Source organism: Autumnicola lenta (genome assembly GCF_031846515.1).
In the GTDB taxonomy this organism is placed as follows: Bacteria; Bacteroidota; Bacteroidia; order Flavobacteriales; family Flavobacteriaceae; genus Autumnicola; species Autumnicola lenta.
Map to the genome: position 1 here is coordinate 1 of NZ_JAVRHO010000006.1, position 26,277 is coordinate 26,277.

Annotated in this window: 28 protein-coding genes and 1 pseudogene; 14 read left to right on the top strand and 15 right to left on the bottom strand. The window is 37.4% G+C overall.

The features are described from left to right. Nucleotides 1–37: 37 nt before the first annotated feature. The 11 genes and pseudogenes from RM545_RS05170 to RM545_RS05220 all read right to left on the bottom strand — a co-directional run bounded on the left by RM545_RS05170 (nucleotide 38) and on the right by RM545_RS05220 (nucleotide 13,943). Nucleotides 38–2,374: a GumC family protein gene (locus tag RM545_RS05170; protein ID WP_311494257.1), complete on the bottom strand. Its 2,337-nt coding sequence runs from the start codon at nucleotides 2,372–2,374 to the stop codon at nucleotides 38–40. A gap of 11 nt (nucleotides 2,375–2,385) precedes the next feature. Next, on the bottom strand, nucleotides 2,386–3,162 hold the full coding sequence (locus RM545_RS05175) for a polysaccharide biosynthesis/export family protein (RefSeq protein WP_311494258.1): 777 nt from the start codon (nucleotides 3,160–3,162) through the stop codon (nucleotides 2,386–2,388). Between the two features lie 25 nt (nucleotides 3,163–3,187). Next, nucleotides 3,188–4,534 (bottom strand): exopolysaccharide biosynthesis polyprenyl glycosylphosphotransferase, encoded by a 1,347-nt coding sequence (locus RM545_RS05180; protein WP_311494259.1) that lies wholly within the window; start codon nucleotides 4,532–4,534, stop codon nucleotides 3,188–3,190. Between the two features lie 22 nt (nucleotides 4,535–4,556). Then, complete coding sequence (locus RM545_RS05185) at nucleotides 4,557–5,729, bottom strand: GDP-L-fucose synthase family protein (protein ID WP_311494430.1); 1,173 nt, start codon at nucleotides 5,727–5,729, stop codon at nucleotides 4,557–4,559. A 3-nt stretch (nucleotides 5,730–5,732) separates the two neighbouring features. Continuing rightward, on the bottom strand, nucleotides 5,733–6,845 hold the full coding sequence (gene gmd, locus RM545_RS05190) for a GDP-mannose 4,6-dehydratase (protein WP_311494260.1): 1,113 nt from the start codon (nucleotides 6,843–6,845) through the stop codon (nucleotides 5,733–5,735). Nucleotides 6,846–6,913: 68 nt separating this feature from the next. Beyond that, complete coding sequence (locus tag RM545_RS05195) at nucleotides 6,914–7,711, bottom strand: glycosyltransferase family 2 protein (protein ID WP_311494261.1); 798 nt, start codon at nucleotides 7,709–7,711, stop codon at nucleotides 6,914–6,916. Nucleotides 7,712–7,789: 78 nt separating this feature from the next. Then, entirely contained in the window at nucleotides 7,790–8,752 is a 963-nt protein-coding gene (locus RM545_RS05200; protein ID WP_311494262.1) for a UDP-glucuronic acid decarboxylase family protein, read from the bottom strand. Nucleotides 8,753–8,808: 56 nt separating this feature from the next. Next, a pseudogene (locus RM545_RS05205) lies at nucleotides 8,809–9,809 on the bottom strand (mannose-1-phosphate guanylyltransferase). Nucleotides 9,810–9,896: 87 nt separating this feature from the next. Continuing rightward, nucleotides 9,897–11,339: a UDP-glucose 6-dehydrogenase gene (locus RM545_RS05210; RefSeq protein ID WP_311494263.1), complete on the bottom strand. Its 1,443-nt coding sequence runs from the start codon at nucleotides 11,337–11,339 to the stop codon at nucleotides 9,897–9,899. Between the two features lie 1,367 nt (nucleotides 11,340–12,706). After that, a complete protein-coding gene (locus RM545_RS05215) occupies nucleotides 12,707–13,417 on the bottom strand; it encodes an outer membrane beta-barrel protein (RefSeq protein WP_311494264.1) in 711 nt (236 codons plus the stop codon). 208 nt (nucleotides 13,418–13,625) lie between these two features. Beyond that, nucleotides 13,626–13,943, bottom strand: a complete 318-nt coding sequence (locus RM545_RS05220) for a rhodanese-like domain-containing protein (protein WP_311494265.1) — start codon at nucleotides 13,941–13,943, stop codon at nucleotides 13,626–13,628. Nucleotides 13,944–14,116: 173 nt separating this feature from the next. Here RM545_RS05220 and RM545_RS05225 point away from each other — a divergent pair, with 173 nt between their 5' ends. The 14 genes from RM545_RS05225 (at nucleotide 14,117) to RM545_RS05290 (ending at nucleotide 24,020) form a co-directional block, all read left to right on the top strand. Next, the gene (locus tag RM545_RS05225; RefSeq protein ID WP_311494266.1) at nucleotides 14,117–14,566 is read left to right on the top strand and encodes a MarR family winged helix-turn-helix transcriptional regulator; all 450 of its coding nucleotides are present in this window, start codon (nucleotides 14,117–14,119) and stop codon (nucleotides 14,564–14,566) included. 35 nt (nucleotides 14,567–14,601) lie between these two features. Further along, the gene (locus tag RM545_RS05230; RefSeq protein WP_311494267.1) at nucleotides 14,602–15,234 is read left to right on the top strand and encodes an NAD(P)H-dependent oxidoreductase; all 633 of its coding nucleotides are present in this window, start codon (nucleotides 14,602–14,604) and stop codon (nucleotides 15,232–15,234) included. Nucleotides 15,235–15,319: 85 nt separating this feature from the next. Further along, nucleotides 15,320–15,820 (top strand): YceI family protein, encoded by a 501-nt coding sequence (locus RM545_RS05235; protein ID WP_311494268.1) that lies wholly within the window; start codon nucleotides 15,320–15,322, stop codon nucleotides 15,818–15,820. A 331-nt stretch (nucleotides 15,821–16,151) separates the two neighbouring features. Continuing rightward, nucleotides 16,152–17,546 carry an anthranilate synthase component I family protein gene (locus RM545_RS05240; protein ID WP_311494269.1) on the top strand — a complete coding sequence of 465 codons (1,395 nt, stop codon included), beginning with the start codon at nucleotides 16,152–16,154 and terminating at the stop codon, nucleotides 17,544–17,546. 108 nt (nucleotides 17,547–17,654) lie between these two features. Next, a complete protein-coding gene (locus RM545_RS05245; RefSeq protein WP_311494270.1) occupies nucleotides 17,655–18,269 on the top strand; it encodes an anthranilate synthase component II in 615 nt (204 codons plus the stop codon). A gap of 57 nt (nucleotides 18,270–18,326) precedes the next feature. Beyond that, complete coding sequence (gene trpD, locus RM545_RS05250; RefSeq protein ID WP_311494271.1) at nucleotides 18,327–19,319, top strand: anthranilate phosphoribosyltransferase; 993 nt, start codon at nucleotides 18,327–18,329, stop codon at nucleotides 19,317–19,319. Nucleotides 19,320–19,363: 44 nt separating this feature from the next. Continuing rightward, complete coding sequence (gene trpC / locus RM545_RS05255) at nucleotides 19,364–20,149, top strand: indole-3-glycerol phosphate synthase TrpC (protein ID WP_311494272.1); 786 nt, start codon at nucleotides 19,364–19,366, stop codon at nucleotides 20,147–20,149. A gap of 80 nt (nucleotides 20,150–20,229) precedes the next feature. After that, nucleotides 20,230–20,475 carry a DUF6364 family protein gene (locus RM545_RS05260; protein ID WP_311494273.1) on the top strand — a complete coding sequence of 82 codons (246 nt, stop codon included), beginning with the start codon at nucleotides 20,230–20,232 and terminating at the stop codon, nucleotides 20,473–20,475. Then, nucleotides 20,472–20,897, top strand: coding sequence for a type II toxin-antitoxin system VapC family toxin (locus tag RM545_RS05265; RefSeq protein WP_311494274.1), 426 nt, complete (start codon nucleotides 20,472–20,474; stop codon nucleotides 20,895–20,897). Before RM545_RS05260 ends, RM545_RS05265 begins: the two co-directional genes overlap by 4 nt. Before the next feature lie 73 nt (nucleotides 20,898–20,970). Continuing rightward, a complete protein-coding gene (locus tag RM545_RS05270; protein WP_311494275.1) occupies nucleotides 20,971–21,597 on the top strand; it encodes a phosphoribosylanthranilate isomerase in 627 nt (208 codons plus the stop codon). 52 nt (nucleotides 21,598–21,649) lie between these two features. Continuing rightward, a complete protein-coding gene (gene trpB, locus RM545_RS05275) occupies nucleotides 21,650–22,831 on the top strand; it encodes a tryptophan synthase subunit beta (RefSeq protein ID WP_311494431.1) in 1,182 nt (393 codons plus the stop codon). Nucleotides 22,832–22,885: 54 nt separating this feature from the next. After that, entirely contained in the window at nucleotides 22,886–23,647 is a 762-nt protein-coding gene (gene trpA / locus RM545_RS05280) for a tryptophan synthase subunit alpha (protein WP_311494276.1), read from the top strand. 83 nt (nucleotides 23,648–23,730) lie between these two features. After that, a complete protein-coding gene (locus RM545_RS05285; protein WP_311494277.1) occupies nucleotides 23,731–23,883 on the top strand; it encodes a hypothetical protein in 153 nt (50 codons plus the stop codon). After that, nucleotides 23,883–24,020 (top strand): 30S ribosomal protein THX, encoded by a 138-nt coding sequence (locus tag RM545_RS05290; RefSeq protein ID WP_311494278.1) that lies wholly within the window; start codon nucleotides 23,883–23,885, stop codon nucleotides 24,018–24,020. The genes RM545_RS05285 and RM545_RS05290 overlap by 1 nt, the downstream gene beginning before the upstream one ends. A 2-nt stretch (nucleotides 24,021–24,022) precedes the next feature. Here RM545_RS05290 and RM545_RS05295 read toward each other — a convergent pair whose 3' ends face one another. The 4 genes from RM545_RS05295 to RM545_RS05310 form a co-directional block, all read right to left on the bottom strand. After that, nucleotides 24,023–24,682, bottom strand: coding sequence for a uracil-DNA glycosylase family protein (locus RM545_RS05295; protein ID WP_311494432.1), 660 nt, complete (start codon nucleotides 24,680–24,682; stop codon nucleotides 24,023–24,025). Between the two features lie 192 nt (nucleotides 24,683–24,874). Continuing rightward, complete coding sequence (yaaA, locus tag RM545_RS05300; protein WP_311494279.1) at nucleotides 24,875–25,636, bottom strand: peroxide stress protein YaaA; 762 nt, start codon at nucleotides 25,634–25,636, stop codon at nucleotides 24,875–24,877. Nucleotides 25,637–25,729: 93 nt separating this feature from the next. After that, entirely contained in the window at nucleotides 25,730–26,011 is a 282-nt protein-coding gene (locus tag RM545_RS05305) for a type II toxin-antitoxin system RelE/ParE family toxin (RefSeq protein ID WP_311494280.1), read from the bottom strand. Next, nucleotides 25,989–26,234, bottom strand: a complete 246-nt coding sequence (locus RM545_RS05310) for a hypothetical protein (RefSeq protein ID WP_311494281.1) — start codon at nucleotides 26,232–26,234, stop codon at nucleotides 25,989–25,991. Before RM545_RS05310 ends, RM545_RS05305 begins: the two co-directional genes overlap by 23 nt. Between the last annotated feature and the right edge of the window lie 43 nt (nucleotides 26,235–26,277).

Genomic DNA, 26,277 nt, shown 5'->3' on the forward strand with positions numbered 1-26,277 from the left:
TTTTTTATATAATTCTTCACTCTCTCTACTACTCACATTAGGTTTCTGCAGTTCTAACTTTGTATGCTGTACTCTGTTTCTCCCTGGCACCATAGCCATAGCCATAGGCTTCTTGTGTTTTAATACCATTAAGAACCACCATTGGACGTTTCAGTTTGCCTGTTCTGTAAATGTCATCTAAAGTTTTAAGTTGTCTTCGACGGGTAACATTGTGCCGAACTATATATATTGTTGAATCCACATAAGGCGCCAACGCAAAGCCATCAGCCACTTTACCGACCGGAGCAGAATCGATCAGGACATAATCATATTCCTTTTTTAACTCATCAATAAGAACTTCTATCCTATTGCTGAGCATCAATTCTCCTGCATTTGGAGGAATGGGTCCTGAGCCTATAAACGACAAGCCTTTGATTTCCGGAGAGGGAACCACAATTTCGCTAGCTTCAATATTTTCATTTATGATAAAATCGCTTATTCCAAAATCATCAGATAAACCTACTGTTCTCATCAGTTTTGGAGCTCTCAGGTCAAAACTTAGAGCCACTACTTTTTTCCCGGATATCGCGAGACTGGCTCCGAGATTAAGGGTGAAAAAGGTTTTCCCTTCGCCTTTCATTCCGGAAGTAACGAGAATCACCTTATTTGCTTTACCCGCAGAAACGAACTTTAGATTGAAGCGAATTAGCCTGAACAATTCGGCCACCGGCGTAGTATTCCTTTCTCCCACCACCATTTTCTCCTTCTCACGATTATGAGCTATTTCTCCCAGGATAGGAGTATCTGTTAATTCCTGAATATCTGAAGTATCTCCAATTTTATCATTTATTTTCTCCTTTACATAGATTACTGAGAACGGCAGAAATAGTCCAAAGATCAAAGCTCCTAAATAAATAGAAGTTTTATTAGGACTTACCGGGTAATTGCCTGCCTTGGGTGCATCTATAATCCGCGAGTTGGAGACGGGAGCAGCCATAGACAGTGCTTCCTCTTCCCTCTTCTGTAAAAGGTAAAGATAAAGTCCTTCTTTAGTGCTCTGCTGCCTGTTAATCTCCAGTAAGCCGCGTTCTACAGTAGGAACCTTAGCAATTTGTGATTCATATCTCCTCGTATTTGCCGCCAGGTTTCTACTTGTAATAATAAGTCCGTTTTTAATATTTCTCAAATTTTCAAGAATATTGCTTCTTAAACTAGTAAGCTGCCTGTCGATGTCTACAACAAGCGGGTTACTTTTAGGAGTGGTCTGTAGCATCCTTTTGCGCTCCAGCTGCAAATCGTTAAACCTGGAAATAAGACCTACCAGAGTGGGATCTTGAATATTTAAAGAACTGGGAACCATGGCACCATCACCATCCTCAGTGCTTAAATAACTTTCAATAGAATTTAAGACATCTATTTGTGTTTGATATTCTGCCAGTTGCCGGTTGTATTCACTCGCTTTTTCTAAGTAAAGTTCAGCATCAGAATTTACATTTGTAAGGGCGTTTTCCCTCTTGAATTGCTCAACATTTTTCTCCACATTCGATAATTCCCCAGTGAGAAAATCAAGACGCTCATCAATCATTGCAATTGTACTTGATGCTAGTTCGTTCCTGTAAGCGACTGCTTCTCGCCTGTAGGCTTCAATTAATTGCGCAAGTATTTCTTCACCCTGTTCGGGAACAGGATGGACAATGCTTATTTCCAGAAGCCCTCCTGCCTGGGTGAGTTGCAAGACAGTTAATTGCTTGCTGTAATAATCTGCGATGGCCGCAATGTCCTGAAAATAGAAGCTTATGGTACTGTACCAATTAGAAGCGGGGATAGCAGTGGATTTTACCACGGTAAAAGTTCCCCAGGGTTTTCTTATTTTTTCTTGAAAACTATGCACGCTCTTGTCACCTCCATTCGTCTCATAAAGTTCGAAAGTCTTTTCATCCTTCATTTTTATATAAATAGGGACATTATACTCCAATGTTTCCGAATCATCTACCAGAATGGTTACTGGAAGGTTTTGTAGAAACTTTTCTTCAGATATATTTTCAGGCACCGAATATTTTACCTGCATTGACAGGTCCTGCAGAGCCTTTTCCATTAAACTGGAAGATTTTAATATACCTATCTCATCTTCAACATTTCTTATAGGTTTCACCAAACCCAGGTCAGCAATAGCCTCCATGTCTGAAGCGCCAGAACCCTTATCTTTATCTTTAACCAATAAGGTGCTGCTAATCCTGTACTCCGGCACAGCCTCATAGTTGACATACCAGTAGGCAATACCGATACATAAGATGATACCAATTAAAAACAGATACCAATATTTGGAGTAATATGAAATTACCTTATTCATATCTTTGTTTTCACTTCCTCCTGATATTAATTTATTTTCCGCCATAAGTGAAAATTTTAATTTAGATAAATAATAAATATTGATAGAACAGAGATAACCGACAGAAGGAGAGATATATTATTCCTGGTTACACTTGCCTGTTCTTTTTTGGATTTAACCGGTTCTACATAGACTACATCGTCCGGCTGTAGATAAAAATATGGAGAATTAAGCACATCCTTATTATTCAAGTTAAGTCTAATCATGCTTCTTTCCCCTTCTGCTTCCCTTATTACAAGAACATTATCTCTTTTCCCGTAGACGGTCATATCTCCCGCCATGCCTAAAGCCTCCACAATGCTGATTTTTTCTGAAGGCACTATGAAAGTGGAAGGATTTTTAACTTCACCTACTACGGTAATACTATAATTGAGATACCTGATATTGATTACCGGCTCAGTTAGATAATCCGTCAGCATTCCCCTAAGCTTCTCCTTTACCTGAGATTTTGAAAGTCCGGCGACTTCAATAGAACCAAGTACTGGAAAATCGATTCTTCCACTGTAGTCTACCAGGTATCCCTGTGTAGTGTTTTCTGACGAAGCAGTATTTCTTGCACTTCCCACTGAAGGAAGTGTCCCTCTGTTAAAAGGAGCATTTGCCAGAGGGTTAAGACTTGTAACAGTTATATCTAGAAGATCACCTGGTTTTACGTTTGGCTTTTTTGCATTGGATGTTATTCTTTCAGTATAAACTGACTCCCCTCCCAAGTCACTAAAGTAGACTAGATCTCTTGAGCCCGAACAGGAAAAGATTAATATTAAAAGACATATAAGAGCGGGTACTTTTTTCATATAGTAAAATAAATTAGTTTTTAATTTAATAAGCTTTGTCATCTCCTCTGAAAGCATTGACAACAGTTTGGAAAACTATTCTAATATCCAGAAGTAATGACCATTTTTCAATGTAAAAAATATCGAATCTTACGCGATTAATGATATCGGCTTTCCTCATAATCTCTCCACGGTAGCCTTTAATTTGTGCTAAACCGGTAATTCCCGGTTTTACGAAATGCCTCACCAGATACTTATCCACTGAAGATTCATACTGACTGGTATGGTATTTCATATGTGGACGTGGTCCTACAACGCTCATATCACCAAAAAATACATCAATAAACTGCGGTAATTCATCTATACTGGTCTTTCGCATAAATTTCCCGATTCTGGTGATTCTTATATCATTTCTTATGGCCATGGAGGTATGGGCATTACTGCTAGTAGTCATAGATCTAAATTTATGACACCAGAATACTCTCCTTTTAACTCCGTTTCTTTCCTGCTTGAAGAAAAGAGGGCCGGGAGATTCCATTTTTATTAAGACATATAGAAGTGGAGTAAGCCATGAAAGAATAAAAATTAGTACTAGTGAAGAAAAAAGAATGTCGAATGTACGCTTAGCTAAAAGAGCGAATTCGGTTTCCATTGGCAGCTTTCTCATGTTTAGTACCGGTATAGTATCGTAAAGTTCAATAGTCATTGCATGTGTGAAGATTTCTTTGTTATCTGGGATTATCTTAAGCTTTATCAAACTATTGTCAGCGAATTTCATAAGCTGCTTAATTTCATCATGAGAAAGTTTAGACACCATACAGTAAATTTCATCTACCATATTTTTTAAAACATATTCATAACAGGCCTCAATTGGTCCGAGGTAGGTAGGGCTACTGGAATAATTATGATCAAAGTAACCTTTATAGCGATACCCTAATTCAGGCTCTTCAAACACCTTTCTAATTTTCTTTAAATTTTTATCTCTTCCTATTACAATTACATTAACGTAATTACCTCCCCCCAACCGATATTTACTTCTTAACCAATAAAACATCCACCTGTATAAGGTGAGAAAAGTAAATATTACACATAAAACGTACAGCTGAAATCTTGGTGATATTCCCTGATTTTTTTCAAAACTAAAAAGAGCAAAGTAAGACAGGCCGAAAATGATATATAACTCAACCATTTTAATGAAGTTATGCATAAATTTCTCTTTTCTAGCGGTTGGATAGAAGTTGAGACTATAGGTGATAAGCAACCAAACAATGTTATAATAAAAGATATGAAATGTGTCCAAATAAGTTTCAGAAGTAAGCATGAGAAGAGTTCCATTTAATATTATTAAATGGATAGCTATAGAAATTGGAATAATGAAAGCGGACTTTTTCATTCTTGTATTATTCAATAGTTACTCAAATAGTTCTTGAATCTTCAATGGGAATTTTGGTGGAATACCAACCGTATAATCTATTTATACCTTCTGTAAGCCCCACCTGATATTTCCATCCTAAATGTTCCAATCTGGAAGAATCAGTTAACTTTCTCATTGTTCCGTCGGTTTTATTTTTGTTAAAAAATAAGTATCCCTGAAAACCTGTAATTCCCTTAATTAGATAAGCGAGGTCGTATATTGAAACCTCCTTACCGGTACCTATATTAATATGTGTATTTCGAACTTCTTTTTGAATTTGCCTTCCTTCTTTAAAAGCAATGTCTTCAAGAATGTTTGTGAATCTTTTTTTCATCATCAAAAAAATGCAGGCATCCGCCATATCCTCGCTCCATAAAAATTCTCTTTTTGGATCTCCACTTCCCCATATTTCTATATTTACCTGTCCCCCAGTTTGCTGAACTCCATATTTGTGCAGCTTTTCGATTATTTCATTTTTAGAAGATCTATCAGAAACACCTTCTATAGGCCTATAGAAAAGATCCTGTCTTAGAATTTCCCAGTCATTTTGTTCCAAAGCTTTGCCAAGGTGCATTTTTCTTATTAGTGCTGGAAGAACATGGGATCTTTCCAGGTCAAAATTATCGTTTGGACCATAGAGATTAGTAGGCATTACAGAAATGAAATTAGTACCGTATTGCAGGTTGTAGCTTTCGCACATTTTTATTCCTGCAATTTTAGCAATGGCATAAGGCTCATTAGTATATTCCAGAAGGCCGGTCAGGAGGTACTCTTCCTTCATAGGTTGGGGACATTTTTTAGGATATATGCACGTACTTCCTAAAAAAAGAAGTTTCTTAACTCCATGTAAGTAGCTATGATGTATAACATTATTCTGAATCATTATATTTTCATACATGAAATTTGCCCGATATTTATTATTAGCCAATATCCCTCCCACTTTCGCAGCCGCCAGAAAAACATAATCTGGTTTAACATTAGAGAAAAAGGCTTCTACGGCGACTGCATCTGTTAAATCCAATTCCTCACGAGTGCGGGTAATAATATTTTTATACCCTTTCCTCTCCAGATTAATCTTTATAGCGCTACCTACCAAACCTCGGTGTCCTGCTACAAAAATTTTAGAATTCGTTGCATGTCGTCTTAGTAGTTTTAATGAACCACTAGCATTAATTGATTATTCATAATAATTATACACCTCATAACCTCCATTCTGGATATGTTGGTTTTTTTGCATAAGTCTAACATCGCTTTCCATCATCTCCTTTATTAAATCCTGCAAATTATATTCTGGCACCCAGCCTAATTTCGTATTTGCTTTAGTAGCATCTCCTATAAGAAGTTCTACTTCTGTTGGCCTAAAATAACGAGGGTCTACAACTAAGATTTCTTTACCAGCTTCCAACTGAAATTGAGGATTTAAACATGATTTTACAATTCCCTTTTCTTTTACTCCCTCCCCTATAAATTCTAGTTCTATTCCTACCTCATTAAAGGCCAATTTCACAAAATCTCTTACGGAAGTAGTTCTTCCTGTAGCAATTACCCAATCTTCAGGCTCCTCTGCCTGAAGAATCATCCACATCATTCTTACGTAATCCCTGGCATGCCCCCAATCACGCCGTGCGTTAAGATTTCCCAGAAAAATTTTTTCCTGGAGTCCAAGAGCAATACGCGCAGCCGCGCGGGTTATTTTACGGGTAACAAATGTTTCTCCCCTAATCGGGGATTCGTGATTAAATAAAATTCCATTGCAGGCAAACATTCCATATGCTTCACGATAATTAACTGTTATCCAGTAAGCATACATTTTAGCCACAGCATAGGGGCTTCTGGGATAAAACGGTGTTGTTTCTGTCTGAGGAGTTTCCTGAACCTTTCCGTACAATTCTGAAGTTGATGCCTGATACACTTTTGTCCTTTTTTCAAACCCCAATAAGCGAACTGCATCCAAAATACGTAGCGTTCCAAGACCATCTGCATTTCCTGTGTACTCAGGTGTCTCAAAGGAAACCTGCACATGACTCATAGCGGCCAAGTTATATATTTCGTCTGGTTTAATTTGCTGAATAAGACGGATAAGATTTGTGCTATCGGTCATATCACCATAATGCAAAACAAAATTTCTGTTTTCTACATGAGGATCTTGGTATAGGTGATCGACCCTGTCTGTATTAAAAAGTGAAGCTCTTCTTTTCAATCCATGCACGATATATCCTTTTTTTAAAAGGAACTCGCTTAGATAAGCGCCATCCTGCCCGGTGACTCCTGTAATAAATGCTACTTTCATATTAGATAATTAATTCTTTACAATTTTCAAACCCCACCTTTTTCTGGTAATAAGAAATTCACCGTACCTTAGCTATTAATGTCATCTCCTTCGACTCTAAAAAATTTCCCGGTAGGAGATAATCTGGGAATGAGATAATGGGGTACTTTTCTAGCAATTTTAAAACAAAGAGTAAATAATCCCAAAAGGTGGTTTTTTCTAATAATCTGAAGGTCCTCCATTGATTTTTGCTTCTGAAGGTCCAGAGTTGTACTTCTGCCACCCAGGCGCATTCTTACCACCCATTCATCGAGATAAGTTTTTTTTATGTGCTCATTTCTAAACCATCTGAGAGACATCTCATAATCACCTGCTATTTTATACTGCTGGTCATAAAAACCGTACTTTTCATAAATCTCCCGACGCACGTAAATAGTTGGGTGCAGAGGAATCCAGCCAAAGAGCAGATAATTCTTTTTAAATGGATTTGAAGGGTAAATCCGCTTTACATCAAAAGTTTTTGTTTGATCTACAAAAATGCCTTTGCCGTATACCAGGTCTGCACCAGACTGTTCGAATTTTTCCACGATCTTTTCTACAGTATTTTTTCGGTAGAAAAAATCATCCGAATTGAGAATACCTATAATATTTCCCGTGGCCATTTTAATGCCTTTGTTATAAGCATCATATATCCCCATATCTTTCTCAGAAACGAAATAGGAAATATTTTTCAAAAAAGGCCGAATCTTCTGTTGTGTTCCATCAGTGGAGCCTCCATCAATAACAATGTATTCGATGTCAGAATATGTTTGATGAAATACGGAATCAATACAATCTATAATAAAATTCACATTATTATAGACTACGGTAATTATCGAAACTTTCATTGTTTAAAAATCAATTTATAGGTAGTAAGAAAGAGCGGCAGATTTTGCAAGAATTACTTGCTGCCTAAGCAAATATGTTTAAAGCGTCGGATTAGAGAATGATTTTTGTCCTAGCAGAGCATCAAAATATTGAATCGTTTTAAATAACCCCTCTCTTAATTCTATCTTTGGCTCCCAGCCATTAAGATGTTTCTTAGCTAGTGTAATATCCGGTTGCCTTTGTTTAGGATCGTCCTGGGGCAAATCCTTAAATATTAATTTGGAAGAAGACCCAATTATATTTAAAATATGTTCTGCTAATTCCAACATCGTAAATTCGTTTTGATTACCAATATTCACTGGTCCGGTAAAACCTTTTGTAGTCATCATCCTTATCAGACCTTCCACCAAATCATCTACATACTGAAAAGATCTTGTTTGTTTACCATCACCGAAAATGGTAATATCCTCTCCTTTTAATGCCTGTACTATAAAATTTGATACTACGCGACCATCGTCAGGATTCATATTCGGACCGTAAGTATTAAAGATGCGAACAATTTTCACATCAACATTATTTTGATGGTGATAATCCATAAATAACGTTTCCGCACATCTTTTTCCTTCGTCATAACAGGAACGAGGACCTATTGGATTCACGTTACCCCAGTAACTTTCTAGTTGAGGATGAATTTCAGGATCACCATACACTTCGCTGGTACTTGCCTGTAAAACCGTAGCTTTAACCCTTTTGGCCAAACCCAACATATTTATAGCTCCCATTACGGAAGTCTTTATAGTTTTAATGGAATTATATTGGTAATGTACAGGTGAAGCCGGGCACGCTAGGTTATAAATTTCGTCCACTTCAATCATAAAGGGAATGGTCACATCATGCCGAATAGCTTCAAAATAGGGGTTATCCATCAGAGGAACAATATTTTCTTTGCTTCCTGTAAAATAGTTATCCAGACAAATGACCTCGTTACCTTCATCCAGTAATCTTTTGCAAAGGTGAGAACCTATAAAGCCCGCACCTCCAGTCACTAAAATTCTTTTCATTTTATTATTTTTTTAAAGAAGAACACATAAGAGCATCCAAACATCAACCTTCTTAATTATCGTATTAAATCCGGGCAATTTTGCTCTAGGTAGGAATAGATCATTTTTACATCCTGAGAAGCTTCTTTAGATATCACTAAATTCGCATCTTTCGTAGAAATAAGAATACAGTTATTTACTCCTACAAAAAAAGTGGGTTTAATTTCTCCAAGTTGCATATTTGCATTTGAGTCGGTAGTATATCCATGAGACTTAAAATATTCATAAACAGCCTCAAAGGATCCCATATCGCTCCATTGAAAATTAGCTGGAACTACTTTAATCCTGTCGCTTTTTTCCATTACTGCGTAATCCACGCTTATAGAAGGAATATCCATCGAAGTATCAAAATCAAGACAACCTTCTTCGCTCGCCTGCCAAGCCTGGGAAGATCTCTGATAAACTTCGGGAGCAAATTTTTGTAGTTCATTAAGGAAAACACCGGCTTTAAAACAAAACATTCCACTATTCCACAAAAAATTACCTGCCTGCAGAAAGGACTGAGCACTTTGCTTATCTGGTTTTCCCGAAATGAAAGCACTTCATCTCCATCAAATTCAATATAACCATATCCTGTTTCCGGGGCAGTCGGCTGTACTCCAAATGTTACTAAAAAGTCTTTTTCAGCCAGCTCTATAGCTTTCTGAACAGCTGTAGTATAGCTTTCACCTTCCTCTATAATATGATCTGCCGGGGTTACCAGTAGGACGTCATCAGGGTCTGCGGAAAGAGCAGCAAAAGCGATTGCCGGTGCAGTATTGCGTGGAGTCGACTCAACAATGTTTAAAAAGTTATTGAGATTTAACTTTCTCAGTATTTTTTTTGAAAGCTCTTGATTAACCCTATTTCCGACTACAATTAACTGTTTTGAAAAAAGTCTATTTCTTTCGATCGCCAGTTCGAACAAAGATTTCTCCGAAAAGATTTCAAGATATTGTTTAGGTTTGGACTGTCTGGATAAAGGCCATAATCTACTTCCAATTCCTCCAGTTAAAATTACATGCGAAACTTCTTTCATAGGAAAACATTTTAGAGAATTGGCTATTAAGTAAATTGCTTATTTCACAAAATTTTTTCAAAAGGGGTGGAGACATTTTTAGATTTGCTAACTAACTAAAGCCGGCTTGGAAACAACGGAATTTTTTGTAGGCGCTGGCTTCCCAATACTCTTTATTACAAAACCAATTTTAGTGAGTTCCTCTATATTAAGTAAATTACGACCATCAAAAAGAAATGCTGGCTTCAACATATTTTCGTATATCTTTTCCCAATTATAAGTCTTAAATTCTTCCCATTCTGTTAGTACTGCAATAGCATGCGAATCTTTGCATGCCTCGTAAGGATCATTAGTTACATTAAGATTTAACCTATTGGCTTCTTTATTTCTACTTTCCAGATAATCCAAATCCTTATAAATTTGTTCTGCCTGAACTTTTGGATCATAAACCGCTATCTCTGCCTCCTCATTTAATAAATGATCTACTACATAGATGGCTGCTGATTCCCTCGTATCATTAGTATCCTTTTTAAACGACCACCCGAGAACAGTTATTTTTTTTCCAGAAACGGTATTATAAAGAGTCCTAATAATGTTTGCCGCAAATCTTTTTTTCTGGTGATCATTCATAATAATCACCTGCTCCCAATATTCGGCTACTTGCTTTAGGCCAAAAGATTTCGCGATGTAAACGAGGTTGAGGATATCTTTTTGAAAGCAGGAGCCTCCAAAACCTACAGACGAATTTAAAAACTTTGGTCCAATCCTGGAATCCATTCCAAGGGCTTTTGCGACTTCGGTAACATCTGCCCCTGTTACTTCACAAAGTTCTGACATTGCATTTATGCTGGAAACACGTTGAGCAAGAAAAGCATTGGCAGTAAGTTTCGAGAGTTCTGAGGACCAAACATTAGTAGTCAGTATTTTTGATTTTGGTACCCACTTCTCATATATATCCGATAATGCCGAAATTGCTTCTATACCGTCTTTTGTCTCAATGTCCCCTCCTATTAGCACCCGGTCTGGATGTAATAAATCCTGAATTGCAGTTCCTTCAGCCAGAAATTCCGGATTAGACAAAATTTGATACTTCACCCCATTTCCTGTATGCTTCAGTATTTCCTTTAGAGCAGCAGCAGTTCGCACGGGAAGTGTAGATTTCTCTACTACAATTTTGTCGTTCCTGGATATGCGTGCTATTTGTCGTGCACATAATTCTATCCATTTAAGATCTGCTGCCATTCCCTTGCCTATTCCATATGTTTTTGTGGGAGTATTAACCGATATAAATATCATTTCAGCTTTATCTATAGCAGTATCAACATCGGTAGAAAAAAATAAATTCCTACCTCTTCCTTCCTGAACTACAGCGGGCAAACCCGGTTCATAAATCGGTATTCTTTCTACATCCTCATTATTCCAGGCCGCAATACGTTCTTCATTAATATCCACAACAGTGACCTGAATATCAGGACATTTTTGGGCAATAACAGCCATTGTTGGTCCACCGACATAACCTGCTCCTATACAGCATATATTCTTGATTCTCATGTTGTTTTATTTGATACTTATTTCTAAATTTTTTTTCGAAGACAACTTCATAAAACAATATCTTAGATTAATCCTTTCACAAAACTTTGCTCACGGGGAGGAAATCCTAAGAAATTTATATTTACTGGTTCCTGGTTGGTGGAAAATAGGATCTCCATGGCTTCGCCGCTGTAAGTCCCATATTGGTCTTACAAGTTACAATTGCTCTGTGGGGAATATCTTAAATATAAGGACCGAAAATACAATGTGTGGGGTATAAAAAATTGATCATTTTCTTCATTACTAAGATTGTAAATTTTCCTAAGGTTCGTTCAGAAGAAATGTTAAAATTTTTTAAATATAAAAACTAGAAGAACAGATAAAATGTCATATAGCAGTAAATGTTGATATTTATTGATCAAAAACGATGATTTTATAAATATTCTATAATTTTAGAAGCTATAACACTGTTAATAAAAATAGAATAGCAATGTGTTAAAATCAAAAAATTACGCCCAATATGAAGATTTTTGCTTTGAAAACTTAATCCGTAAGAATACCTTTCGATGAAAGGTATATTTTTAACTATGAGATACTTACAAAAAATTTACAATTATTCTTAAAAATGCAAATTCCTTCAGAAGCGTAGCTAAAAGAGAACAGTTTTCTTTATTTTATTTTTGAGAATTTCAGTTGGGGCAGAGGTTTTTTATGAAGTAGGAAACCATTCCAAAAGTCGATTTATTTTGTATTTTCCCGAAGAGAATCTGAGACACTTCTTACCTATATTACATCTAAGTGTGCCTCAAATCAAGCAGAAGGAAAAAGCTGTTCTGGGTAAAGCTGCAAAATTAACCACCCAAAAATTGAAACTCTCCGGAGCCCGAATAAAGAACCTCGGGGCAAGCCCATGAGGTATGAATTGGAAAACTATTTTATAATTTCGAGGCAAGCCTCAAGAATTAAATCCTGCTTGAGGGACTAAAAGTAAGTTTAAATTTAGAATCGAAAATACTTCACAGATATTGCCCCCCAGGCAGAATAAACTTTATGCCTGGATGAATAAATCATCACACATGTCCAAATAATTTAGTATTCACTAATGGTGGAGTAGAAAAGACAGTTAATATGATGGGTGAAGATGATACCAGTGAACACTAAAGATCAGAAAGAGGTCATTGGGGGCCTCTTGAAACTTTCTGAATCTTTCGAGAAGGTAAAATCATCAGCTAACATAATTGATAGAGAATAATGAAAATAATAAAGATTTACTGTGGAGGGTGAAGTATGGTTTTACCATAGTTACATCAAAAAAACGTACTACCTATTTCTTTCCTTATGAGTCTAGATAAGAATTATGCAGTAACCATTCAGAGAATTCTTATAAGTTAAAAATAACAACCTCCACTCCTTCTGCGTGGACTAGCGGAGCTATCAAATAATTTAAAGCTAAGACTCAATAAAACATGGTGCAACCTGCCGTCGAAACTGGCCAGATTTACTCCATCTCTCTGGTTCACACCACCCGTTACTGTATTATCATTATCAACATCTATTGATTGATTTTCAGCAGTAGCCAAGCTTCGCGAGTAACGTAAATCAAGTTCAAAACGTCCTACCCCTGCCTTTAAACCAGCCTGAGCGGCTAAAGGTGAATTTTGCACTACTATAGGGTCTTTCGTATTTTGTAAGGCTCCTTCTATAATATTATTATACGCCGGCCCTGCATAAACATCTATGGGACCATACACATTATAGCCAACTAATAAAGGAATAGTGAGCTGATCAACAGTATAAGAAGATGTACTGTTCACCAAAGTAAATTCTGTCTCAGCTGAAATATACAATGCCTCTGGCCTTATGAAAAACTTACCAAACCTCATTTCAATAAAAGCACCTCCATGAAAACCAATATTGGAATCTGGAGTGAAAGTGCCAGTACTATACTGAGGAGTACCGTCAACATTAGATGACCGGCCAATAATCTCGCCCCCCATAGCATAGTTAAGCCCACCTTTTATTCCGAAGCTGAATTCCTGAGCCTGAGAAAAAGAAAAAAAGAAAAGACAAAATAGAAGTGGTAAAAAAAACTTGTTCATAAATATTAGGTTTATAAGATCCTGACTTGGGCCGTAAATATATCAATTATTCAAAATAATAGACAGTCTAAGTTTCTTTTTAACGACAAAAGAAAAACTATAGTATCTGGCGATACCTTTTTTCCGATCTTCTGTCAAAATCTCTACCAAAGATGAATAAAATAAAGCCAAAAGAGACCTTCATAGTGGGTTTGGTTAAATATCATTTTTACTCATCTCCCTCAACATCCCCTTCCCATTCCATAAAACCACCTTCAAGGTTATATGTATTTTGAAAACTTTTCTGATCCAGTATAGAACATGCCTGTGCACTACGCTTTCCGGAACGGCAATAGATATAGTAATTTTTGGATTTGTCGAGTTTTTCTACTTCATCTATAAATCCCTGTCCTTTATATATATCAATTTTCTTGGCGCCGGGAATAAAACCCTCTTCTATTTCTTCCTCTGTTCTTACATCAAGAATAACTGCATCTTTGTCCTTTTGTAATTGATCTCTCCATTCTTCCTGTGAAAGCTCTTTCATTATTTCTATGTCTTTAAAATTTCAGGTTTAAAAGTACTAAAAGCTGTAAAGATACTGAACGTTTCGTTTGACGATTTTTGTGCTTAAGAAACTTCTTTAAAATTTTAACCTTTTTTTATACGCTCATATCAAGAATGCGATATATATTTGTATATACAAATGTTGTTTAGACAATGGATATTGAGAAAATCTTAAAAACGAATAAACCCTTACCGGAAAATAAAAAACTGGTAATAAACATGATGTTGGCTACCACCAAGGCTATTACCTTAATGGCTGATGTTTTAAAACCTTTTGGAATCTCCAATCAACAGTTTAATGTATTACGAATTTTAAGAGGACAAAACGGTAAGCCCGCAAATTTGAATACCATTCAGGAAAGAATGGTCAATAAAATGAGTAACACTACACGTTTGGTAGATAAGCTCCTCGAAAAGAACCTGGTTCACCGCTGTGTTTGTGAAGAAAATAGAAGAAAAGTTGAGATAGTGATTACAGGAGAAGGCTTAGAACTACTAAAAGAGTTAGATCCTATTGTCGAAGAAGTCGAGAACAAATTCGTAAAAACTTTAAGTCCGGAGGATATTGAACAACTTAATATCCTGCTGGAGAAAATCAGATAAAAAAATTTAGTTTAACAATTGTATATACAACAGTTATGAGTACTTACATAGAAGATTTAAAATGGCGCTACGCCACAAAAAAGTTTGACAGTACAAAGAAAATCAGTTCCACAGATCTGGATAAAATCCTTAAGAGCATTCAGCTTTCAGCTTCTTCCTACGGGATGCAACCTTATAAAATATTGGTAATTGAAGATCAGGAAATAAAAGAAAAACTGAAGCCGGCAGCCTGGGGACAACCTCAGATCACCGATTCCTCACATCTGGTCGTTTTTGCCAATTACCGGACTATAGACGAGGATTATGTGGACTCCTATATCGAAAATATTAGTGCAGTACGGAACATTGCTGTAGATAAACTCACTGGCTTAAGAGATAAACTTATAGATAGTATTGTTACGCTTCCGACTGAAGATCAACATGTATGGGCTCAAAAGCAGGCTTATCTCGCCATGGGCAACCTCCTTTCAGCAGCAGCCAGTTTCCGAATCGATACCTGTCCTATGGAAGGATTTGATGCTGCTAAATTTGATGAAGTCCTTGGACTTCAGGAAAAAGGCTTGACCACAGCTGTTATAGCAACATTAGGCTATCGCAGTAAAGAAGATCCGGCTCAGGATGCCAAAAAAGTTCGGAAAAGAAAAGAACAACTTTTCGAATTCATTTAAATAAAAAATTGTCTGAAAAAAAGAATTGGCTGGAAGCCACGACTGGTACTAAAAAACTCAATAATTATTATTCAAATTTTATACTATGAAAAAGGAAATTAAAACTCAGGAAAGTAATGTAATCTGGAAAGGTAAAAAATTAGCAGGTTCTCACTCAGGAACTATAAATCTTAAAGAAGGATATTTCAACATCGAAAATAACGAGCCTACAGGAGGCGAATTTATTATGGACATGACTTCTATAAAAGTAACCGACCTCTCCGGAAAAAACAAACAACAACTGGAAGATCATCTGAAGAATGAAGACTTTTTTGGCGTAGACAAGTATCCTACGGCAAAACTGGTAGTACGAAATGTTGTAAAACAAGAAGATGGAACCTATGGCGTATCGGGTGACCTTTCTATAAAAGAAAAAACCAATCCTATAACATTCGAACAAAAATTAAACGAAGATTCAGCATCAGCAAAAGTCGTTATTGACAGATCCAAATTCAACGTGCGTTATGGCTCGGGAAGTTTCTTTTCTAATCTAGGAGATAACACTATCCACGACAATTTTGAATTGGATGTAAATCTAAAGTTCTAACAACAGAATATTTTTAAACCGCGCAAACCCAAATTGCGCGGTTTCTTTTTTCTGAAAAAGTAAAAAGAGAAAAATCTTTGTCAATTAAAATTTCATCTCTATATTTGAGGCAATGAAAACTTTTACAGTACATACTTGGTGGTGGAGCAACTTACGTCAAACGTCGTGAAGTAACATTGCTATAGTATAAAACATATACAAAAGGCTTGTCTCACGACAAGCCTTTTTTTGTTTCTTTTCTTCCTTTGTCAATATTAGTTCTTGATTTAGTGCAGGAAAAAAATAACTAACATAAAATTTACCGGATTTCCGGAAATGCAAATATTTATAGATGTACCAGCTAACTACAACCCATACAAAACTACTTGCCGATACGATCACACCTGTGAGTGTATATTTAAAGGTGCGGGATAAATATCCAAACAGCCTTCTCCTGGAAAGTAGCGATTACCACGCCAGCGACAACAGCTTTTCATATATCTGCTGTAATCCAATAGCTTCTATTAAGATCCAAAATGAAAAAATTTTTGAAAGTTTTCCGGATGGCACCCAGAAAACGACAAATATCGATCAGGACGTAAATGTCCCGCAAAAAATTCAGCAATTTTCGCAACAGTTTAAAGCTGAAAATTCAGGATTTAAATTTATCAATAATGGGCTTTTTGGTTACATCGCCTATGACGGAGTAAGATATTTTGAAGACCTGGAAATCACTAAAAAGAAAGGAGATCTCGGATTGCCGGACATGTACTATGCGGTATACCAAAATATAATTGCCATTAACCACTTCAATAACGAAGCTTATATTTTTGACCATACCTATAATACAGAAAGTAAAATTGAAGAAATAAAGCAGCTTATTAAAGTTCGTAATTTTGCTACCTATAATTTTACGCGTCAGCAGGAGCCTGTCTCTAATTTAACCGACGAAGAGTTTATAGAAAATGTGAAGTTGGGCAAAAAGCACTGTTATCGTGGAGATGTTTTTCAAATTGTGCTTTCCCGCCGCTTTTCCCAGGCATTTAAGGGAGACGAGTTCAATGTTTACAGAGCACTTCGCAGTGTGAATCCTTCTCCATATTTGTTTTATTTTGATTATGGCGATTTTAAAATCTTCGGAAGTTCTCCCGAAGCGCAGCTTGTGGTAAAAGATGGCCAGGCAGAAATTCACCCGATTGCCGGAACATTTAAACGCACCGGAAATGATGAACAGGACGCCGAACTGGCAAAAAAGCTCGCTGCAGACGAGAAGGAAAATGCAGAACATGTAATGCTTGTGGACCTTGCGAGGAATGACCTCAGCAGGCACGGCAGCAATGTAAAAGTTGAAAATTACCGTCAGATCCAGTTTTTTTCTCATGTCATTCACCTGGTAAGCAAAGTCACCGGCACAAAACATAAAAATACACCAACCATGCAGGTCGTGGCAGATACTTTTCCCGCCGGCACCCTTAGTGGCGCTCCCAAACACAGCGCGATGAAACTTATCGAGAAGTACGAAAATGTGAATCGTGATGCCTATGGCGGCGCAATTGGATTTATGGATTTCGACGGCAATTTTAACCACGCCATTATCATTCGCTCCTTTGTGAGCAAAAATCATCAATTACATTACCAGGCCGGCGCCGGGGTGGTTTCAGAATCTGTAGAAGAAAACGAATTACAGGAAGTTTATAATAAATTAGGAGCATTAACCAAAGCACTGGAAATAGCAGAAGATATTTAATTTGGGCGTTACCCTGCGGGTCGGGCTTTCGGCAGTCGCTTTTTTAAAGTAAAAACTTTAAAAAGAGCTTCACAAAGCCTCAATCCCTAACGCAAAAGAATAAACAAAATGAAAAAGATATTAGTCATAGACAATTACGATTCTTTCGTTTACAATTTAGTTCATTATTTAGAAGATCTGGATTGTGAAGTAACTGTAAGAAGAAACGATCAATTAGAACTGGAAGACGTGGAGGAATTCGACAAAATCCTGCTGTCTCCCGGTCCTGGAATTCCTTCAGAAGCAGGCCTTTTAAAGCCAATTATCGAAAAGTACGGAGCTACCAAAAGTATTTTCGGCGTTTGTCTCGGCCAACAGGCAATAGGCGAGGTTTTCGGTGGAAAATTGGGAAATCTGGATTCGGTGTACCACGGAGTTGCCACTAATATCAACCTTTGCGTAAAAGATGAACCTCTTTTTAAGGATTTACCTAACGGATTTATGGTGGGACGTTACCACTCCTGGGTAGTACTAAAAGAATTACCCGATGTTCTTGAAGCAACTTCTTACGACGAAAACGGACAGATCATGTCCCTTCGCCACAGAGAATTTGATATTAGAGGAGTTCAGTTTCATCCGGAATCTGTCCTGACTCCTGAAGGGAAAAGAATTATTAAAAACTGGGTAGAAAGTCCCTCCTTTAATCTTACCAAAGGGAAGAAAGTAGCAGACACAAATGCATAAGTTTAACCTTAAAATTGCCTCGACATTGTTCTCATTTTTGGGAGACAGAGGAGAATTATGAAAGAACTACTCAACAGACTTATCAACCACGAAACGATTTCCAAGGAAGAGGCGAAGCATGTTATTTTCAACATTTCAGATGGGGAATATAACAGCAATCAGATCGCGGCTTTTCTCACTGTTTATATGATGCGGAGCATCACAATAGAGGAGCTGGAAGGTTTTCGTGATGCGCTTCTGGAACTTTGCATTGCTATAGATTTAAACGACTATAACCCTGTAGATCTTTGTGGAACCGGTGGAGACGGGAAAAATACTTTTAATATTTCCACAACGGCCTCTTTTGTTACGGCAGGCGCAGGTGTGAACGTAGCCAAACATGGAAATTATGGGGTGTCCTCAGTAAGCGGAAGTTCCAACGTGATGGAGCACCTGGGAATAAAATTCAGTAATGATCCTGACTTTCTGGAGCGGTGTATAGATAAAGCCGGAATATGTATTTTACATGCTCCCCTTTTTCATCCTGCGATGAAAAACGTAGCACCAATCAGAAAATCTTTGGCGGTAAAAACCTTCTTCAACATGTTGGGACCAATGGTAAATCCTGCTTTTCCACGGAATCAGCTGGTGGGCGTTTTTGACCTGGAACTGGCAAGAATGTATGGATATTTATATCAAAATACCAATAAAAATTTTACAATTTTACACGCTTTGGATGGTTACGACGAAATTTCGCTTACTGGAAAAACAAAAATTATTTCCAATCATTCTGAAGCTATGGTGGGTCCGGAAGATTTTGGTATTCCGACTTTAGATCCATCAGAAATTGCCGGCGGAGGTTCCGTTGAAAGTTCTGCAGAAATTTTTATGGAAATTCTGAAGGGAAAAGGAACCGAGGCTCAAAACAACGTGGTTTGTGCAAACGCGGGGATGGCCATTGCAACTACCCAAAACGTTTCACCACAGGAAGGATTTGCAAAAGCTAAAGAATCCCTGAATTCCGGATACGGACTCCAGGCTTTAAAGAAGTTACAGGAAATAAGTCGATAATTGTCACTTTAGAGGCACGACCTGGAATTAACAGCATATAAAAAATGAATATTTTAGATAAAATAATAGCCGATAAACGCAAAGAAGTTGCATTAAAGAAAACTATAGTACCTGTTTCACAGTTAGAGAACACTGCGCTTTTTGAGCGGGAAACAATCTCTCTTGCTGATGCCCTGCGAAGCAGCAAAACAGGAATTATTGCAGAACACAAGCGAAGATCTCCTTCAAAATCTGTTATAAATCAGGATTTGAACGTTCAGGATGTGGCTTCGGGATATGAGGACGCCGGAGTTTCAGGAATGTCTGTTCTTACCGATGGAAAATACTTTGGTGGATCCCTGGAAGATTTGCTTTTTGCAAGAGCAAGTGTCAAAATGCCAATTCTGAGAAAGGAATTCATTATTGATGAATATCAGTTACTGGAAGCAAAAGCTTATGGTGCCGATGTGATTCTACTAATTGCTGCCGTTTTGGAGAAGGCTCAAATAAAGCAATTATCGGAGTTTGCAAAGAATTTAAAGCTGGATGTCCTACTCGAAGTTCACAATGAAGAAGAACTTCAGAAATCCATTATGCCGAGTTTAGATATGCTGGGAGTAAATAATAGAAATTTAAAGACTTTTGAAGTAAGTACCGACATAAGTAAAGAGCTTTCAAAAAAAATTCCAGAGGATTTCGTAAAAGTTTCTGAAAGCGGAATAAGTTCTGTAGAAGCTATTAAAGACTTGAAGAATTATGGCTATCAGGGCTTTTTAATCGGTGAAAACTTTATGAAAACTGATGATCCCGGCAAAAGTGCAAAAGAATTTATCAGGCAATTAGCACAATAAGGCTTTTTCTACTTAAACAGGTAAAAATAATTTGTAACTTTACGTAGTGTATTTTATATTCTGCACGTAAAACTTTAGAGATGGATACGAAATTAACATTGAGCCTAAATAAGACGGTGATTGAAAGAGCTAAACAATATGCCAAAACGCAAAACGTAAGCCTGTCAAAAATGATCGAATCATACTTGGCTGCTGTCACAGAGAAGGAAGAAAAAGAGAAGCAAAACACTCCGTTGGTGGAGAGTCTAATGGGAGTTATTGATTTGGACGCAGATTTTGATTATAAAAAAGGCTATAGCGATTATTTACTGAATAAATACAAATGAGTAATTTATTTGTAGACACAAATATTGTGATTGATTTATTGGCCAAGCGTGAACCTTTTTGCCAACCAGCCGGCAGACTTTTTTCACTGGCAGATCAGGGAAAGCTTGACCTTACAATCTCTTCCCTCTCCTTTGCTAATACAAATTACGTCCTGTCCAGGTTAAAATCTGCTAAAGAGGCACGGAGAATACTTAGAAAATTTAAAGTGCTGGTGGAATTACTTCCGCTAAACGATAAAATAGTAGAATTGGCATTGAATGATGAAAATTTTGCAGATTATGAAGATGCTTTACAATATTATACCGCGCTGGAGTTTAATCAAACAATCATTATCTCCAGAAATCTGAAAGATTTTAAAAGTGCAGAAATACCCGTGATGACGGCAGACCAATACTTAATACACAGAAAAAGTAGCCAATAGACGTTTTTCTAGTAAATAAAAAAATTAAAGCGAACCTCATAAAATGACAAATATCAAGCTTAAAATATGCGGAATGAAGCAACCGGAAAACGTTCGGGAAATTGCTCTGCTTCAGCCAGATTATATGGGGCTTATATTTTATGAACAATCCCCTCGATTTGTTGCTTCAGAAGTTCCGGAAATTTCTTCAGCAATTAAGAAAACAGGTGTTTTTGTAGATGCATCGCTGGATTTTATTCTGAAAAAAGTACAGTCATATAAATTAAAAGCCATTCAGCTTCACGGGCAGGAAACCGCGGAATTTTGCAGGAAACTATGGGACAACCTAAAGGACGATAATGTTGAAGTAATCAAGGTCTTTTCAGTGAAAGGAGGATTTGACTTCAGCAAATTAAAGGAATATGAAGAGGTTGTGGATTTCTTCCTTTTCGATACCAAAGGAAAAAATAAAGGCGGAAATGGGGTCACCTTTGATTGGGAAGTTCTTAAAAACTACCCCTCCTCTACTCCATTCTTCCTTAGCGGCGGAATTGGCCTTGAAGAAATAGAAGAGATTAACGAGCTGATGACGTGGTTTCAGAAAAATGGAAAGGAAAATCTGCTTTATGCAATTGATGTAAACAGCAGGTTTGAAGATGAACCGGGACTAAAAAATGTCGAAAAACTGCAACTTTTTAAAGATCGTTTCTCGAATAAATAATAAAAATAACCCAAAAAGTCTTTTAGACTTTGCAGGAGAAATAGAAAATAAAATGACTTACCAGGCAAACGAAAAAGGATATTACGGCGAATTTGGAGGCGCTTTTATTCCGGAAATGCTTTATCCAAACGTTGAAGAACTGCGCTCGCAGTATCTTGATATTATGAAAGAGGAATCCTTTCAGAAAGAATTTAAAGATCTACTCCGGGATTATGTAGGGCGCCCTACTCCACTCTACTATGCGGAACGTTTCAGCAAAAAATACAATGCGAAAATTTACCTGAAAAGGGAAGATCTTTGCCATACCGGTGCCCATAAAGTAAATAATACTGTGGGCCAGATACTCATGGCAAAGCGACTTGGCAAAAACAGGATTATCGCCGAAACCGGCGCCGGACAACATGGTGTAGCTACAGCCACTGTTTGTGCCCTTATGGGGATTGAATGTATTGTTTACATGGGAGAAATAGATATTGAACGCCAGGCGCCAAACGTGGCCCGTATGAAAATGCTTGGTGCGAAAGTTATTCCTGCAAAATCCGGAAGCCGTACGCTTAAAGATGCCACTAACGAAGCTATCAGGGACTGGATTAATAATCCGGTTGATACTCATTATATAATAGGATCTGTTGTTGGTCCGCATCCATATCCCGATATGGTCGCACGATTCCAGGCAGTTATTTCTGAAGAAATAAAAGTGCAGCTTCAGGAAAAAGAAGGTCGCGAAAATCCTGATTATGTAGTAGCTTGTGTAGGAGGCGGAAGTAATGCTGCCGGTGCTTATTTTCATTATATAGATAATCCTGAAGTTGGCATTATCGCTGTGGAAGCTGCCGGAAAAGGAATTCAGAGCGGTGAAAGCGCAGCAACCTCAGCTCTGGGAAAAGAAGGAATCATCCACGGAAGTAAGACTTTGCTGATGCAAACTGAAGATGGACAAATTACCGAACCTTATTCAATTTCTGCCGGGCTGGATTATCCGGGAGTGGGACCTATGCACGCAAATTTATTCAGAAGTGGCCGCGGGGAATTTATTTCGGTTACCGATGAGGATGCCATGAAAGCCGGTTTACATCTTGCTAAACTGGAAGGAATTATCCCTGCTATCGAAACCTCCCATGCGCTTGCAATATTTGAAGACCGGAAGTTTAAAAAGGATGATATTGTTGTGGTCAACCTTTCAGGACGCGGCGATAAAGACCTTAATACGTATATCGAATATTTTAATTTATAAACATTAGACCTCACAGGTTTTGGAAACCTGTGAGGTCTCTTTTACTACCTTTAGATGAACAGAATTACCAAAAAACTGCAGGAAGACAAAAAGCTGCTTTCCATATATTTTACCGCCGGGTATCCAGAACCTGAAGACACGGTACAGATCATTCAGGATCTTGAAAAAAGCGGGATCGATTTTATTGAAATTGGTCTTCCCTTTAGTGATCCTTTAGCCGATGGCCCAACAATTCAGGAGAGTTCTACTAAAGCCCTGAAGGCTGGAATGACTACAAACCGACTCTTTCAGCAACTGGAAGGGATCAGGAATTCTGTGGAAATTCCGTTGATCATCATGGGATATTTTAATCCGATACTTCAATACGGTGTGGAAAGATTCTGTCAAAAATGTGAAGAATCCGGTATTGACGGACTCATTATTCCCGATCTTCCGGTAGATGTATATAATGAAGAGTACAGAGCAATATTTGAAGCTCACGGACTTCAGAATATCTTCCTGATCACTCCGCAGACTTCCGAGGAAAGGATCAGGTTTATAGATTCTGTTTCCGACGGTTTCATATATATGGTAAGTACAGCGAGTGTCACGGGTTCTACCAAAGGTTTTAGCGAGGAAACAAAAGATTATTTTAAGAGAATTGATAGTATGAACCTGAAGAATCCGCAAATTGTCGGTTTCGGAATTGGAGATCATGAAACTTTTGAGCAGGCTACCCAATATGCCAAAGGAGCAATTATCGGCAGCGCTTTTATAAAGCATCTCAACCAGCACGGGATTGGAAAAACTGCGGAATTTGTTAAAAGTATTCGCTAAGCTTTAACCAAAGTCTAACATGGTTTTAATACAGTTTTATCCGGTCTTTACGTATCTTAATTCAGAATTAAAAAAGGAAAATTATGGGACGTATAGATGAAAGTAGAAATAAGAGGAAAGAACAGAGACGGAGCGATAATGATCCTCTAAGTGGTGAAATTGGAAACCGCGATACCGAAACCAATGACTTTGATATTGATGACAAAACCATCAAAGACCAACAAAATAAGAAGTAATGGGTAGAGGTGATAAAAAGACCAAACGCGGAAAAATTGCTATCGGTACACATGGAAAATTAAGACCTAAACGTAAAAAGTTTAAGGTAAAACCAACCACCATGGCCGACACACAAAAGAAAAATTTGGAGCAGTAGTTTTAGAAATGCTCCTTGTATTGGAGAACCCTGAAATCAATTGTATTGAATTCAGGGTTTTTCTTTTTTAGATGTTTATAAAGCTCCATACTGCCGATAGCTCGATTGGCAGATCCGGAAGGCGCGGTTAAAGAAACTGTTTTGATCAGCCTGCCGTCAAGCACAAACTGATAAATTTTAGGAACATCATTGGAAATTACTTTCAGCCGTATGTCGCTTCCTATTTCTCTTAAATGTCTGCGGAAAAAATATTCCGGCCCATTTTTGCTGTTTCCGCCGGTGAACAACAGCGTATTAATTTTTGGATGATCCCGAAGAATCTGTACCATATCGCGGAGTTCCACCTGTTGCATTCCAAGATCTGAAGCATCAATTTTTTCCCTCCGGCTGCTTTCCACCATATCACAAATCCCGATACCGCGGCTTTTTAACCATTGCTTCCGATGCTCCACAGCTTCTTCAGTGGTTTCAAAACTAAGGCCAATGTCAAAGATTTTATCCAGCACCCGCCAAAGCAGTCCGTCACGACTTCCGTAGCAAAAATCTACATCACCTTCCTTTAATTGCCGTTTCGTAAATCGCGGTGGTGGCAATGTCCCAACGATCAACTTCGTGGCATTTTCAGGAATGAAAGGGCGATATGGATGCGTGTGGTGGAAGATGTCCTTTGTTTATTGTTTATTGTTTATTGTTTATTGTTTATTGTTTATTGTTTAAAAATAAAATACCAGCCCTAAAAAGGCAATTATCGACTATTAAATTATTTTAAGAATCTTTGCTCTCGTAACGAAGTGGTCTTTTTTCTTGTTTCTGTTCAACATCAATCTTGTCGAAAATCTACAATTGTTTATAGTCTATCGGATAAAGACCGGCTCATTTTCCTTTTCAGTATGTTCTTCGCTAAAGCGATAATTATCATAATCATAGCCCTTTATATCGTCCAGAGACTGCGCATCTTTATCTATGATATAGCGCACCATGGAGCCGCGGGCCTTTTTTGCGTAGAAACTAATGATTTTAAGCTTTCCGTTTTTGAAATCTTTAAAAACCGGAGAAATAACCGGAACTTTTAAAGCTTTAGTATCAACAACCTTAAAGTATTCATTACTGGCAAGATTCAGAAATATTTCATCTTCCTGAAGTTCACCATTTAACGCCTGAGTCAATTTCTCCTGCCAGACTTTGTATAAGTTCTTTTTTCTTTCAATACCGATGGAAGTACCCATCTCCAACCTGTATGGTTGCATAAGGTCGAGCGGTCTTAGAATTCCGTACATTCCCGATAAAATCCTTAAGGTATCCTGCAGCCGGTCGATTTTCTCTGTCGGAATTGTATAAGCATCCAGACCGGTGTAAACATCTCCAGCAAAAGCATACATTGCCGGGCGGGCATTCTTCTTATTGTGGTCTTCTTCAAATTCCTGATAGCGGGTATAATTTAGATCAGCCAGTTTATCACTGATTCCCATTAATTCTGAAATCTCAGCTTTTGTCATTCTCGCCAGTTTACGGTTTAGTTTGGCGGTTGTTTCCAGGAATTGCGGCTGTGTGCCGCGTGTAGTTGGTAATTTTGAATCATAATCCAGGCTTTTCGCCGGGGAAATTACAATTTTCATATTCTGAAGATTTTATTCAAAGATAAGCCGAATGAGATACAATGAAAAAGCATGTTCTATTACTTCTTTATTGAATAATAGAGAAGGTTTATTTCATTTAAACAAAGTATACTTCGTGAAACCAAAGACTTCAATCAAATGCAATGTACTATTTATTCTAAAAGTAATGCAATAGCCTTTAAAAGTCAGATCACGAACTTCCTCGTTATCAAAATAAATAGATTTTCTGAAAGAATAGGGATTAGAAGAAATTTTTCTTATTTCTAAAAAAAGGTCATTTTTAAACTTCCGGGCGGCTAAAGGTTTATCTTTTGCAATGTACCGTATCTGCTTTTCAAGGTTAAACCTAAATTTACCTGATAGTTTTATCTTCATATTGAGAAATAATCCTATCCAGTTCAATATCTACTTCGTCTAAATCGGATAGTGTTGAAGTTCCATTTTCAACAGCCTCCAATTCCTGATGCAACTCTGCTTTCTGCTGCTCAAAAACATTGTCTGAAATTATTTCAATTTCATTTTGATCAATTTTCTTAAGCAGGCTTAGTAGTTGATCATAAGCCTCTTTGCTTTTAATTTTTAATAAAATGTTTTCCATGGTACTGCAATCTGCAACTAAAGATAATTAATTAAAAGGCAAA